Origin of the sequence: Methylorubrum subtropicum, assembly GCF_038442325.1 — a bacterium.
Classification (GTDB): domain Bacteria; phylum Pseudomonadota; class Alphaproteobacteria; order Rhizobiales; family Beijerinckiaceae; genus Methylobacterium; species Methylobacterium subtropicum.
The window spans coordinates 539,775-553,426 of the sequence record NZ_JBBXMW010000001.1 but is presented as its reverse complement, the minus strand read 5'-3'; the positions used below and the strand labels follow the sequence as shown (position 1 = coordinate 553,426).

Sequence of the window (13,652 nt, the reverse complement as noted above, 5' to 3'; positions counted from 1 at the left end):
GGTCGGGCACGGCTCTAGGATCGTGGCTTTCCATCGGCGATCGGCACCATGATCAAGGCTCTCTCCGTCCCACTCGCGATTCTCATGCTGGCGTCGAACGGGCCGGCCTCGGCCGAGACGTTCGACGAATGGCGGCGCAGCCTCGCCGAACACATCCGCTGCCATCTGGTCTATCCGCATGGGCCGGGCCGGCCGGATTCGCCGAGGACGGCGCGGGTCGTGTTCAATGTCGGCGCGAACGGCGCCCTGAGCGACGTCAACATCGAGCAGAGTTCGGGCGTGATGGTGTTCGACCGCGCCGCGCTCGCCGCCGTGGAGAGTTCGACGCCCGCCCCGCCCCCGCCCCCGGACATCAGGCTGCCGATCACCGCGATCCTGCCGCTGCGCTTCGATCCGCCGCCCAAGGCGCCCCTCTCGGCGCCGTCCCAGGTCGAGACGCCGCGACCGGACGAAGCGAAGAAGGAGCTCCCGGTCTGCCGGGATATCGGGATCATGTGAGAGTCTGTTGGCCGGTTCGTCCAACCCTACCCCCTCATCCTGAGGTGCCGCGAAGCGGCCTCGAAGGAGGGCTCCAGTAGACGCGCGATCCCTGGAGCCCTCCTTCGAGGCTACGCTTCGCTCCGCACCTCAGGATGAGGATGAGGGGTGGATCGATCGTCGTATCGAGCCCGCTCGGTCGAAGGGCCGAATCGAACGGGCTCTCAGTTCCGCGCCGCCCGGAACGTGTCGCACGACTTCGTCTGCCCGCTCTTGTAGCCGGTGAGGAACCAGCGCATCCGCTGCTCGGACGAGCCGTGGGTGAACGAGTCCGGCACGGCGTAGCCCTGCGCCTTCTCCTGCAGCTTGTCGTCGCCGATGGCGCTGGCGGCGTTCAGCGCCTCCTGGATGTCGCTCTGGTCGAGCGAGTTCCAGCGGTCGTTGGAGTTCTTGGCCCAGACGCCCGCGAGGCAATCGGCCATCAGCTCGACGCGCACGGAGAGCTGGTTGGCCTCGCGCTCGCTGCCCGCGGATTGCTTGCGGCTGTCGACCTTGCCGAGGATGCCGAGCACGTCCTGCACGTGGTGGCCGACCTCGTGGGCGATGACGTAGGCGTAGGCGAAATCGCCCTTCACGCCGAACTTCTGCTGCATCTCCTTGAAGAAGCTCGTGTCGAGATAGACCTTCTTGTCGAGCGGGCAGTAGAACGGGCCCATCGCGGCCTGCGCCTGGCCGCAGCCGGAGCGGGTGCCGCCCTGGTAGAGCACCATCGTGGTCGGCGTGTATTGCCGCCCGGTCTGGTTCGGCAGGATTTCCTTCCACACGTCCTCGGTGTTGCCGAGGATCTTGGCCGCGAACTGGCCGGTCTGGTCGGTCGGGGCCTGACGGCGCTTGGCCTGGGTGTCGGGATCGACACGCTCCTCGCGCGGGCGTCCGCCGCCGGTGATCTGCTCGGCGCCGCCCATCAGGATCGCCGGATTGATGCCGGTGACCCAGGAGATGATGAGCACGATGACGATGGCGCCGATGCCGAGGCCCCCCGCGCCGCCGCCGGGGAAGCCGAAGCCGCCGCCTCCGCCGCCCTCGCCGCGCCGGTCCTCGACGTTGTCGGAGGCGCGAAAGTCATCCCAGCGCATGGCGCTCCCTTACCCTCTTCGCCCGCGGGCGCGGCTGCCCTGTAGAATGAATCCGCGGACGGTACGGTTCCGCTTAAACGGCTCTAGCGGTTCCCGTCGAGGGCCGCTTTCAGCATGCGGAAGTCGCGCCAGGCGAGGCGCTTCTGCACCGGCTGGCGCAGCAGGTAGGCCGGATGGAGGGTGGCGAGCGCCTTGATCTCGCGCCCGTCGCTCAAGCGATACGGGTAGAAGCGCCCGCGCGCCTTGAGGATGCCGTCCTTGGTGCCCGTCAGCGTCTGGGTCGCCGGGGCGCCGAGGCAGACGAGGAGTTCGGGGTCGGCGAGTTCGATCTGCCGCTCGATGAACGGCCGGCAGATCGAGATCTCCTGCGGGGTCGGGTTGCGGTTGCCCGGCGGGCGCCAGGGCACGACGTTGGTGATGTAGGCCCCCGTCCGGTCGAGGCCGATCGCCGCCATCATCCGGTCGAGGAGCTGGCCCGAGCGGCCCATGAACGGCTTGCCGATGCGGTCCTCGTCGGCGCCCGGCGCCTCGCCGACGAACATCACCCGCGCCTGCGGATTGCCGTCGGCGAACACGAGGTTTTTCGCCGTGAAGCGCAGGCCGCAGCCCTCGAAGCCGCGCAGCAGCGCCTCCAGATCTTCGAGCGTCTGCATCTGCGCCGCCCGCGCGCGGGCGTCGTCGGCGGCCTCGTTCGGCTTGGCGGAGGCCGCGTTGCCGTAGGTGCGGGGCGGCTCCTTCGGGGGAGCCTCGCGGCTCGGCAGCTCGCGCCGGAAGCGGTCGTCACCCGGCGCTTCGTCCCGTGCCGGCGCGGGGGGCGGCGCGCGACGGGGTGCCGGCTCGCGCTGCGGGGCGGGGCCTTCGGCCTCGCCGAAGCGGTCGTGCGGCTGCTCGTCCAGGGCCGCGTCCACGCCCGCCTCGACGTGGAAGTCGAGGTAGGAGATCAGGTCGGCCCTGGCGTCTTGCTCGGGATGGCTCGGACTCATGATCCCCATGTGGCGTGTCGCCGCCCGGCGGGCAACGCCCACGGAACGCCGCAGGTGATCCGTTCCGTGTATATCGTATTCAGGAAGACGTGCGCGGCCCCTGGTCTTGCGGATGCGGGCGCGGTCAATCCGTCTTTACGGCGATGCTTCATCATCGCGCAGAGCTGCCGCTACCCGGACGCGCTTGCCTTCCTACCTTGGAATCGATTGAGAGAAATCCAGACCGTTGAAGCGGGCCGTCAAGAGCGCGTCGGCGCCCGGCATACCACAGGAGGAACCAGGATGGCGCTGCCCGAACGCGAAGGCATGGATTTCGACGTGGTGATCGTGGGCGCCGGCCCGGCCGGGCTCGCCGCCGCGATCCGCCTCAAGCAGCTCTCCGCGCAGAAGGGCGAGGAAGTCTCCGTCGTCGTGGTCGAGAAGGGCGGCGAGGTCGGCGCGCATATCCTGTCCGGCGCGGTGGTCGATCCGCTCGGCCTCGACACCCTGCTGCCCGAATGGCGCGACGACCCGGACCGCCCGCTCAAGACCGCGGTGGAGCGCGACGAGTTCCTGTTCCTGACGAAGAACAGCGGCGTGACGATGCCGAACCTGTTCTTCCCCAAGCTCCTGTCGAACCACGGCAACTTCGTCGGCTCGCTGTCCAACACCGTGAAGTGGCTGGGTGCCCAGGCCGAGGGGCTCGGCGTCGAGATCTATCCGGGCTTCCCGGCCTCGGAAGTGCTCTACGACGACCGCGGCACGGTGCAGGGCGTGGCGACGGGCGACCTCGGCATCTCCCGCTCGGGCGAGCCGCGCGACGACTTCACCCGCGGCATGGAGCTGCGCGCCAAGTACACGGTGTTCGGCGAGGGCGCGCGGGGCTCACTGACTAAGACGCTGATCGACAAGTTCGGGTTGAACAAGAACAGTGACCACCAAAAATATGGACTGGGCGTCAAGGAACTCTGGCAGCTCTCTCCAGAAAAATTCCAGCCGGGGCTGGTGCAGCACACGATGGGCTGGCCGCTGCCCAACAAGGCCGGCGGCGGCTCGTGGCTCTACCATTTCGACGACCACCTGCTCTCGGTCGGCTTCGTCACGCACCTGAACTACGAGAACCCGACCCTGTCGCCGTTCGAGGAGTTCCAGCGCTTCAAGACCCACCCGATGATCGCCGAGACCTTCGAGGGGGCCAAGCGCATCGGCTACGGGGCGCGGGCCATCATGGAGGGCGGCTGGCAGTCGGTGCCCAAGCTCGTCTTCCCCGGCGGCTGTCTCGTCGGCGACTCGGCGGGCTTCGTGAACGTGCCGCGCATCAAGGGCTCGCACAACGCGATCCTGTCGGGGATCCAGGCGGCGGACGCGATCTTCGACGCGCTGGCCCAGGGCCGCCAGGGCGACGAGCTGACCGCCTACGAGGAGGGCTGGCGCGACAGCCCGATCGGGCGCGACCTGAAGCCGGTGCGCAACGTCAAGCCGCTCTGGTCGAAGTACGGCACGCTGGTCGGCGTGGGGCTGGGTGGTCTCGACATGTGGACCAACACGATTGCGAACGCGTCGCTGTTCGGCACGCTCGGCCACGGCAAGCCGGACCATGCCTGCCTCAAGCCGCTCGCGGAGGTGACGCCGATCGTCTACCCGAAGCCCGACGGCAAGTTGACCTTCGACCGCCTGTCGTCGGTCTACCTGTCGAACACCAACCACGAGGAGGACCAGCCGGTCCATCTCAAGGTGAAGAACATGGAGCTGCAGAAGACCTCGGAGCACGACGTCTACGGCGGTCCCTCGGGCCGCTACTGCCCGGCGGGCGTCTACGAGTGGGTCGAGGACAAGGCGGCGAGCGACGGCGTGCGCTTTCAGATCAACGCGCAGAACTGCGTTCACTGCAAGACGTGCGATATCAAGGACCCGAACCAGAACATCAACTGGGTCACGCCCGAGGGCCCTGGCGGGCCCAACTATACGAACCTGTAAGCCTAAGGCTCACGCCCAAGTCGAGGTTTCGAAAGGACAAGTCCTTTCGCGGGTCCAGGGCGGAGCCCTGGTTGGAAGGGAAACCGGGGCTCTGCCCCGGTGCCCCGCCAAAGGGATGATCCCTTTGGAATCTCAGGACTTGAGTTCGTTCCAGGCCGGGAGGTCGAGGCAGGGTAGGCGCGTCGCCTCGTGGACGCCGATTGCGACGGCGCGGGCCAGGGTGTCGGCGGCGGCCACGGCGAGGCGGGCCATGTCGGCGACCGGCCGGCGTCCGGTCGAGACCGCGAACACCACGTCGCCGTCGAGCGGGGTGTGGACCGGGTGGATCGCCCGCGCGAGGCCGTCATGGGCGGCGATCGCGAGGCGCTTGGCCTGCGCCTTGGTGAGCGCCGCATCGGTGGCGACGACCGCGAGCGTCGTGCTCGCCCCCGGCGGAGCCTCCCGCGGCCACGACAGGAGGTCCGGCGGCGGCGACGCCGGCAGGCCGAGGCCGCCGAACTCGCCGTCGCGCTCGAACGGCGCGGCCCAGAAATGGGGCCCCTGCCCCATCGTCACCCGGCCGAAGGCGTTGACCGCCACCAGCGCGCCGACCTGCACGCCGTCGAGGCCGATCACTTCGGACGAGGCCGAGCCGAGGCCGCCCTTGAGGTTGGCGGTGCGCGCGCCGTAGCCCGCCCCGACCGAGCCGAGCGCGAAGGCGCCGTCGCGGGCGCTCTCCGCCGCCGCGTAGCCGAGTTCACGGTAGGGCGGGAAACGGCCCCAGTGCTTGTCGCCGCCGTTGAGGAGGTCGAACAGGATCGCGCCCGGCACGATCGGCACCCGCACGTCGCCGACCGGAAAGCCACGGCCCTGCTCGGCGAGCCACGCCACGGCACCGGCCGCCGCATCGAGCCCGAAGGCCGAGCCGCCCGACAGCACCAGCCCATCGACGGCCGGCACGGTCGCGGCCGGGTCGAGCAGGTCGGTCTCCCGCGTGCCGGGCCCGCCGCCGCGGACATCGACCGCGGTGACGAAGGGTTGGTCGAAGATCAGCGCGGTGACGCCGCTCGCGACCTGCTGATCCTCCGCGTGGCCGACGCGGATGCCGGCGATGTCGGTGATGCGGTTGAGCCGGGTCATCGCATTCGCCTCTGGCGGCTGTGGCGGAGCGCGTCGGTGGCGTAGAGCATCAGCGCGATCCAGATCAGCGCGAACAGCACGATCCGATCCTGGCTCAGGGTCTCGCCGTAGGCCAGCGTGCTGAGCAGCATCAGGCAGGTCGGGGCGAGGTACTGCATCAGCCCGAGCGTCGCGAGCGTCAGGCGGGTGGCAGCCGCCGCGAACCAGATCAGCGGCAGGGCGGTGGTGACGCCGGTCAGCGCCAGCAGCGACCATGTCGTGGCGTCGTTCTGCACCGGGGGCGCGGCGAGCAGCAGGTAGCCGAGGGCCGCGGGCAGCAGCAGAAAGGTCTCGGCGCAGAAGCCGACGGTGCCGTCGACGCCGACGATCTTCCGCGTCAGCCCGTAGAGCGCGAAGCTGACCGCGAGGCCGAGCGAGAGCAGCGGCAGGCGCCCGGCCATCACCACCGCGATGACGACGCCGAGCACCGCGATCCCGACCGCCACCGTCTGGAGCGGGCGCAGGCGCTCACCGAAGACGAGGGCGCCGAGCGCCACCGAGACCAGCGGGTTGATGTAGTAGCCGAGACTCGCATCGAGCAGGTGCCCGGTCTCGACCGCCCGCAGGTAGAGCAGCCAGTTGAACGCGATCAGCCCGGCCGAGACGGCGAGCAGGGCGTGGCGGGGCTTGAGCGGGAACGGGTTGGCGAGGCGGTGGCGCAGCAGCGCGATCAGCCCGGTGACGAACAGCGCCGACCACGCGATGCGCTGGGCCAGGATCGTCTCGGCGGGGATGCCGGCGAGCAGCCGGAAATGCACCGGGACGACGAGGCCCCAGCTCAGGTAGGCGGCGAGCGCGTAGAGGAGGCCCAACGGTCACGTCCCGGCGGTGGCGGGGCGCCGCTTGTAGCGTGAGAGAAGCCGCCGGTCAGCGTCATCGGATGTATCGTGCGGCAGCTCCGTATGGCCCGGCGCGAAGAGCGCCGCGCGCAGCGGCCTCGGCGCCAGCCGAGGCGTCTAGCGGAGCGAGCAGCCTAAGGCCGCGGACGCGGCCGCCGGCGCTTGAGGCCCAACCAAGAAAATCAGCGCTTCTTGGCGCTGACCAGGGTTTCGCCGCGCATGAGGGCGTTCAGCCGCTCGGTGTCGAAGCCGGTCATCGCCCGCGCCTTCGGCGGCTCGACCGCCGGTCCCTGCGTGACCGTGCCGGTGGTGGTGGGCTCGGGGAGGGCGGGCACGGCCCGCGCCATCACCGGCGGCGCGGTGGCGGCGATGGCCGGATGGGCGAGCCGGTCGGCGGCGACGAAAACGACGCTCAGGCTGCCGAGGCCGGTGATCGTCCCGAAGGCGATGACGCGCGACAGACTCACTGGAGACACTTCCCGAATACGCAACGCAGGGAACGGAAACACCATAGCGCCGACCCCGTTAACGAACCGAAGTCGAGGGGCGGCGCCATACCGGCCCCTTTCAGGACATTTCGGAGCACATCCATGAACGAGCAGGCGACGGCGAGCGACAGCCCCTTCATCCAGGGCCGCAACGCCCGGCTCTACGGCAAGAGCGCGGATTCCTGCCCCTATCCGGAAGGCTCGCAGGACCGGGACGCGTGGCTCCAGGCCTACGAGGAGGCGGCGGCCGACGATCCGGAGCAGAAGGGCTGAGGCGCCCAGCTTGACGCTCCCCGTCTCGGGAGGCTGAAAGGGCACCAACCCCGCTCTCTCGTCCCTCCCCGAGGCCCATGTCCAAAACCCCTCCCCGCGACCGTGCCCGCTTCGGGGCCGACACCCGCCTCGTGCTGGCCGGGCGCGATCCGTCCGAGCAGCACGGCTTCGTCAACACGCCGATCTATCGCGGCTCGACGGTGCTGTTTCCGACCTACGACGACATCAAGCACCGCCGCGGCCAGTATCAGTACGGCACGTCGGGCACGCCGACGATGGACGCCCTGTGCGAGGCGTGGAGCGAGGTCGCGGGCGCGGCCGGCACGGTGCTGGCGCCGTCGGGCCTCTCCGCGCTGACGCTGGCGCTGATGACCTGCGTCAGCGCGGGCGATCACCTGCTCGTCACCGATTCCGCCTACCGCCCGACCCGCATTTTTTGCGATGGGGTGCTCAAACGCTACGGCGTGGAGGTGGAGTACTACGATCCCCTGATCGGCGCCGGGATCGCGGCGCTGATGCGTGGCAACACTAAGGCCGTGCTGGTCGAGGCGCCGGGCTCGCAGACCTTCGAGATGCAGGACGTGCCGGCCATCGCCGAGGCCATGCACGCCCGCGGCGGCACGGTGGTGATGGACAACACCTGGGCGACGCCGCTGCTGTTTCCGCCGCACGCGCGCGGCGTCGATCTCGCGGTGGAGGCCGGCACCAAGTATCTCAGCGGCGGCTCCGACCTGCTGCTCGGCCTCGTCTCGGCGAATGCCAAGCATTACCCGGCGCTCAAGCGCACCTACGAGCACTTCGCCAACTGCCCCGGCCCCGAGGACATCTTTTTGGGACTCCGGGGCCTGCGCACCATGGGCCTGCGGCTGCGCGAGCACGGCGCGCGCGGGCTCGACATGGCGGCGTGGTTCCAGAGCCGGCCCGAGGTGCTGCGGGTGCTGCATCCCGGCCTGCCCGACGATCCCGGCCACGCCCTCTGGAAGCGCGACTTCTCCGGTGCCTCGGGCCTGTTCGGCGTCATCCTGAAGCCGGTCTCGGAGGAGGCGCTCGCCGCCTTCCTTGACGGGCTGGAGCTGTTCGGGATGGGCTTTTCCTGGGGCGGCTTCGAGAGCCTCGTGATCCCGTTCGACCCGACCCTCTACCGCACGGCGACGCAGTGGCAGCCCGGCGGGCCATGCCTGCGCTTCCATATCGGCCTGGAAGATATCGCCGACCTCAAGGCGGATCTGGAGGCCGGGTTCGCGCGGATGGCGGCGGAGCGGGGCTGAACCCGATCGATTGTCTCCTGGGTCAGAGGTTCGACAAGGTGCGCCCTCGGGCCGCCTCGATGACCTCGTGCGCGGGGACGTTGACCCATGTCGCGCCGTCAGGGGCGATGCCCGTCTCCAGCCAATCGCCGACGATCCGGTAGCCGAGGGTGTAGCCGAGCCAGCGGGGATACCGCCCGCCGAACCCGAAGAACCAAGCTCGATGGTCGTGGCCGTTGCCGACCAGCGTCGCGTCGTCCGGGAGGTTCGCCTTGAGCACGTCGTCGGTGACGGCGCACTCCCACGGCTCGGGCGGCGAACCGAACAGGCGGCTCACGAATTGGCCTGCCAAGCCCTCGCTCACGAGAGCTTCGCCGAGCGTCCAGCCGTAGCCGGGGCCGGCCATGCGCATGCAATGGTGCGCCTCGTGCGCTACGGTCCGGCGCAGGTCCCCATCGCGCAGCGAACGCTCGAAATTGGGATTGGCAGGATCGAGGGTGAGAGAGAACAGGCTCTCCCGCAGCGCTCGTCCGGTCGTTCCCCTCTCCGGGATCACCTCGCCGGGCAGGCGCTGCACGATGATGTCGAGCGGCGATGGCGGCAGCAGTTCCGACACGGCCTTTCGCGCGATCGCGACTTCCTCGGCGATGATCGCATGCCAGGGGCTCAGGTCGCCGGAGGCTTCGAGCCAGTGCAGTTGCCACGACATCGCAACGCCTCGTCGGGGCGCGTCAGCGGAATGAGCCCCGCAGACCCATCGACCGGGAGGGATCCTAGGGCGCTACCCACCGCTCGGTCCACCCCTCCCCCTCGCGCGAAAACACCGCCCGGCGGTGGCCGCGGCGGTCGAGGTAGAGCAGGTCGAGGCGCATGACCCGCACCACCACGGCGGAAAAGTTCTCACGGCCGATGCGGCTGTCCGGGCTCTCGTCCGGCATGGAGTAGGCGTCGCCTAGCGCCAGCGGCGTGCCGGGGGCGGGATCGACCCCGTAGCAGACCCGGCTCATCGCCCGCGAGCCGGTCCAGGCGGCCTCGGCCAGCGCGTCGTCGCGGTGGAGGCGGGCCGTGCCCTCGATCCGCAGTTGCAGCTTGGCGCCCGCATCGTAGACGTGAAGCGCGGCGCCAGAGCCGGCCTCGATCTCGCGGGCCTTGTCCGAGCGGGCGTCGCAGTGGAAGCGCAGGGTGCCGCCCGCCCCGTCGGCGGCGCGCAGCACGACGGTCCGCAGCCGCGGCTGCCCCCGCGCATCGACCGTGGCGAGTGCGGGCGTGTGGAACGGGCTGCGGCCGGTCTCTGCCCCCTCGGCCAGCCGCCGCCACGCCTCCGCGCGGAAGGCGGCGAGGTCGTCGTAGAACGGGGGCAGCGGGGGCAAGCGGGGCTCCGGGCGAAGGCCGGCGGATGCTGGGCGCTTCGGCGGCGGCGCGCAAGCCGGGCCTTGCCTTCTCCGGCGCGGCGTGATCCGGACAGGCGGCAAAACATGCGCCGGGCACAAGGCACGCGGGCCGCCCTCGTGCGTTGAAGAACCCGAGCGTCTTGCCGTCACGCTCGCGCCGCCCCTTCCGTCCGGTCCCCCGCGTCAGGCGAACACCGTCCCCTTGGCCCGCTTCCCCGCCGCTCCCCCGTGTCCCGCCCGCCGGACGCCGCCCCGTGGCTGAGGTCCCGTTCTTCCTGACGGGCGGCGGCGCGTGCGGGGCGCTGATGCGCGGGCTCGACTGGGCCGCGACCCCGCTGGGCGCTCCCGAGGGCTGGCCCGCCCCGCTCAAGACGCTGGTCGGCGTGATGCTGGCCTCGCACCAGCCGATGCTGATCGTCTGGGGCCCCGCCCACACCACCCTCTACAACGACGGCTACGCCGCCATGTGCGGCACCCGCCATCCGGAGGCGATGGGGCGGTCCTTCGACGACCTCTGGCACGACATCTGGGATCAGGTGGAGCCGATCCTGTCCGCGGCCTATGCGGGCGAGGCGACGCAGATGGACGACATCGCCTTCGTCATGCACCGCAACGGCTTCCCCGAGGAGACCCACTTCTCCTTCGGCTACACCCCCGTGCGGGGCGAGGACGGCACGGTCGCCGGCATGTTCTGCGCCTGCGCCGAGACCACCTCCGCCGTGAAGTCCGGCCGGCAGATGGCCGCCGAGCGCGAGCGGCTGCACCGCCTGTTCGAGCAGTCGCCGAGCTTCGTCGCGGTGCTGTCCGGCCCCGATCACGTCTTCGAGTTCGCCAACCCGGCCTACCGCCAGCTCGTCGCCCACCGCGATGTGGTGGGCAAGCCCGTGCGTGAGGCCCTGCCCGAGATCGAGGGCCAGGGTTTCTTCGAATTGCTTGACGAGGTGTTTCGCAGCGGGAAGGGCTACACCGCCCACACCGCCCCGCTCACCATCCTGCGCGAGCCCGGCGGGCGGCCCGAACAGCGCTATCTCGACTTCGTCTACCAGCCGATGCGGGACGCGGCCGGGGCCATCACCGGCGTGTTCGTGGAAGGCTCCGACGTCACCGAGCGGGTCCAGGGCAACGCGGCGCTGGCCGAGAGCGAGACCCGCTTCCGCACCATGGCCGACGACGCACCGGTGATGATGTGGATCACCGACGCGGCGGGCGCCTGCCTCTATCTCAACCGGCGCTGGTACGAGTTCACCGGCCAGGAGGAGGCGCAGGCTTTGGGCTTCGGCTGGCTCGACGCGGTCCATCCCGAGGACCGCGGCTGGTCCGGCGACCTCTTTCTCGCCGCCAACGCCCGGCGCGAGGGGTTTCGCCTCGAATACCGCCTGCGCCACGTCGACGGCGGCTACCGCTGGGCGATCGATTCCGCGAGCCCGCGATTTTCCGCCGACGGGACCTATCTCGGCTATGTCGGCTCGGTCGTCGACATCCACGAGCGCCGCGCCGCCGAGCAGGCGCTCGCCGAGAGCGAGGAGCGGGTGCGGCTCGCCGCCGAGAACGCCGAGATCGGCCTGTGGGATGTCGATCCGATCGCCGACACCCTGTTCTGGCCGGCCCGCGTCAAGGCGATGTTCGGTATCTCGCCCGACGTGCCGGTCTCGATGGCCGACTACTATGCCGGCCTCCATCCGGAGGACCGCGCGCGGGCCAGCGCCGCCTTCGCCGCCGCGGTCGATCCCGCCCGGCGCGCCCTCTACGATGTCGAGTACCGTACCGTCGGCCGGGAGGACGGCTTGATCCGCTGGGTCGCCGCCAAGGGCCGCGGCGTGTTCGAGGGCGAAAGATGCGTGCGCGTGCTCGGCACCGCGGTCGACATCACCGACCGCAAGAGCACGGAAGCCCGCCTCGTCGAGACCACGCGCCGGCTCGACGCCGTGCTCGACAACGCCACGCAAGCCGTCTTCATGATGGATGAGCACCAGCACTGCGCCTACATGAACCGCGCCGCCGAGCGGCTGACCGGCTATGCCCTGGAGGAGACGCAGGGGCGGCCGCTCCACGACGTGGTCCACCACACCCGGCCCGACGGCAGCCCCTACCCGCTGCACGAATGCCCGATCGATCAGGCCTTCCCCGAGAACAATCAGGAGCAGGGCCAGGAGATCTTCGTCCACCGCGACGGCTCGTTCTACCCCGTCGCCTTCACGGCGAGCCCGATCCGCGACGAGCGGGGCCTGCCCGTCGGCACGGTGATCGAGGCGCGCAACATCGAGGCGGAGCTGCGGGCCAAGGCGCAGTTGGAGGCCTTCAACGCCAGCCTCGAACAGCAGGTCGCCGAGCGCACCGCCGAGCTGATGCGTACCGAAGAGGCCCTGCGCCAGTCGCAGAAGATGGAGGCCGTCGGCCAGCTCACCGGCGGGCTGGCGCACGACTTCAACAACCTGCTCACCGGCATCACCGGCTCGCTCGAACTCCTGCAGACCCGCCTCGCGCAGGGGCGGCTGGGCGAGATCGACCGCTACGTCAACGCCGCGCAAGGGGCGGCCAAGCGCGCCGCCGCGCTGACCCACCGGCTGCTCGCCTTCTCCCGCCGCCAGACGCTGGACCCCAAGCCCACCGACGTGAACCGCCTCGTCTCCGGCATGGAGGAGCTGATCCGCCGCACCATCGGCCCGGCCATCACCCTGGAGGTGGTCACCGCGGGCGGCCTGTGGTCGGCGCTGGTCGATCCGGGCCAGCTCGAGAACGCGCTCCTGAACCTCTGCATCAACGCCCGCGACGCCATGCCGGAGGGCGGGCGCATCACCATCGAGACCGCCAACAAGTGGCTCGACGCCCACGCCGCCCGCGAGCGCGACCTCGACCCCGGCCAGTACCTCTCGCTCTGCGTCACCGACACCGGCACCGGCATGAGCCCGGACGTGATCGCCAAGGCGTTCGACCCGTTCTTCACGACGAAGCCGCTCGGCCAGGGCACGGGCCTGGGCCTCTCGATGATCTACGGTTTCGTGCGCCAGTCGGGCGGGCAGGTGCGGATCTATTCCGAACTCGGCCAGGGCACGACCATGTGCCTCTACCTGCCCCGCCATTACGGCGCGGCGGAGGAGGACGACCTGCTGGCGCCGAGCGCCGCGCCGCGCGCCGAGCAGGGCGAGACGGTGCTGATCGTCGACGACGAGCCGACCGTGCGCATGCTCGTCACCGAGGTTCTGGAAGACCTCGGCTACACCGCCATCGAAGCCGCCGACGGCCCCGCCGGCCTCAAGGTGCTGCAATCCGACGTGCGCATCGACCTGCTCGTGACCGACGTGGGGCTCCCCGGCGGCATGAACGGCCGCCAAGTGGCCGATGCCGGGCGCCTGCTGCGGCCGGGCCTGCGGGTGCTGTTCATCACCGGCTACGCCGAGAACGCCGTCGTCGGCAACGGCCACCTCGAGCCCGGCATGGCGGTCATCACCAAGCCGTTCGTGATGGAAACGCTGGCCAGCCGCATCAAGGAGATGATCGACGCCCGCTGATTTTTTGGGAGCCGCCGCGCCTCGACGCGCCGACGCCGCATCCCACCCTCCCCCTCATCCTGAGGTGCTCCGCGCAGCGGAGCCTCGAAGGAGGGCGTCCCGAGGATCGCGCGGCGGGCTGGAGCCCTCCTTCGAGGCTGAGCTGACGCTCAGCACCTCAGGATGAGGGGATTTGATGGGAAGATCGGCCTGACC

12 protein-coding genes are annotated in these 13,652 nt (G+C 70.3%); 5 read left to right on the top strand and 7 right to left on the bottom strand.

Annotation, left to right across the window (positions count from 1 at the left end; genetic code table 11):
- The first annotated feature begins 48 nt into the window (after nt 1-48).
- Nucleotides 49-498: an energy transducer TonB gene (locus AAHG03_RS02595; protein ID WP_342148528.1), complete on the top strand. Its 450-nt coding sequence runs from the start codon at nt 49-51 to the stop codon at nt 496-498.
- A gap of 203 nt (nt 499-701) precedes the next feature.
- Here the strand turns inward: AAHG03_RS02595 and ypfJ are convergent, their stop codons facing one another.
- Together ypfJ and AAHG03_RS02585 are read right to left on the bottom strand one after the other, a co-directional pair.
- Nucleotides 702-1,613: a KPN_02809 family neutral zinc metallopeptidase gene (ypfJ, locus tag AAHG03_RS02590; protein ID WP_342148527.1), complete on the bottom strand. Its 912-nt coding sequence runs from the start codon at nt 1,611-1,613 to the stop codon at nt 702-704.
- Between the two features lie 83 nt (nt 1,614-1,696).
- Nucleotides 1,697-2,605: a uracil-DNA glycosylase gene (locus tag AAHG03_RS02585; RefSeq protein WP_342148525.1), complete on the bottom strand. Its 909-nt coding sequence runs from the start codon at nt 2,603-2,605 to the stop codon at nt 1,697-1,699.
- Between the two features lie 273 nt (nt 2,606-2,878).
- Between AAHG03_RS02585 and AAHG03_RS02580 the strand changes: the two genes are divergently transcribed.
- The gene (locus tag AAHG03_RS02580) at nt 2,879-4,552 is read left to right on the top strand and encodes an electron transfer flavoprotein-ubiquinone oxidoreductase (protein WP_342148523.1); all 1,674 of its coding nucleotides are present in this window, start codon (nt 2,879-2,881) and stop codon (nt 4,550-4,552) included.
- A gap of 132 nt (nt 4,553-4,684) precedes the next feature.
- Here the strand turns inward: AAHG03_RS02580 and AAHG03_RS02575 are convergent, their stop codons facing one another.
- The 3 genes from AAHG03_RS02575 to AAHG03_RS02565 form a co-directional block, all read right to left on the bottom strand.
- Nucleotides 4,685-5,671, bottom strand: a complete 987-nt coding sequence (locus tag AAHG03_RS02575; RefSeq protein WP_342148521.1) for a P1 family peptidase — start codon at nt 5,669-5,671, stop codon at nt 4,685-4,687.
- Nucleotides 5,668-6,522 carry an EamA family transporter RarD gene (gene rarD / locus AAHG03_RS02570; protein ID WP_342148519.1) on the bottom strand — a complete coding sequence of 285 codons (855 nt, stop codon included), beginning with the start codon at nt 6,520-6,522 and terminating at the stop codon, nt 5,668-5,670. The genes AAHG03_RS02575 and rarD overlap by 4 nt, the downstream gene beginning before the upstream one ends.
- A 209-nt stretch (nt 6,523-6,731) precedes the next feature.
- Nucleotides 6,732-7,016, bottom strand: a complete 285-nt coding sequence (locus AAHG03_RS02565; RefSeq protein ID WP_342148517.1) for a hypothetical protein — start codon at nt 7,014-7,016, stop codon at nt 6,732-6,734.
- A gap of 123 nt (nt 7,017-7,139) precedes the next feature.
- Between AAHG03_RS02565 and AAHG03_RS02560 the strand changes: the two genes are divergently transcribed.
- Together AAHG03_RS02560 and metC are read left to right on the top strand one after the other, a co-directional pair.
- Entirely contained in the window at nt 7,140-7,310 is a 171-nt protein-coding gene (locus AAHG03_RS02560) for a ribosome modulation factor (RefSeq protein ID WP_342148515.1), read from the top strand.
- Between the two features lie 77 nt (nt 7,311-7,387).
- Entirely contained in the window at nt 7,388-8,578 is a 1,191-nt protein-coding gene (metC, locus tag AAHG03_RS02555; protein WP_342148514.1) for a cystathionine beta-lyase, read from the top strand.
- Nucleotides 8,579-8,600: 22 nt separating this feature from the next.
- On the opposite strand, the gene AAHG03_RS02550 is transcribed toward metC, so the two are convergent.
- Together AAHG03_RS02550 and AAHG03_RS02545 are read right to left on the bottom strand one after the other, a co-directional pair.
- Nucleotides 8,601-9,266 (bottom strand): DUF2268 domain-containing putative Zn-dependent protease, encoded by a 666-nt coding sequence (locus AAHG03_RS02550; protein WP_342148512.1) that lies wholly within the window; start codon nt 9,264-9,266, stop codon nt 8,601-8,603.
- A gap of 64 nt (nt 9,267-9,330) precedes the next feature.
- Complete coding sequence (locus tag AAHG03_RS02545; RefSeq protein ID WP_342148510.1) at nt 9,331-9,927, bottom strand: pyridoxamine 5'-phosphate oxidase family protein; 597 nt, start codon at nt 9,925-9,927, stop codon at nt 9,331-9,333.
- Nucleotides 9,928-10,253: 326 nt separating this feature from the next.
- Between AAHG03_RS02545 and AAHG03_RS02540 the strand changes: the two genes are divergently transcribed.
- Nucleotides 10,254-13,457: a PAS domain S-box protein gene (locus AAHG03_RS02540; protein WP_412759711.1), complete on the top strand. Its 3,204-nt coding sequence runs from the start codon at nt 10,254-10,256 to the stop codon at nt 13,455-13,457.
- Nucleotides 13,458-13,652 lie beyond the last annotated feature (195 nt).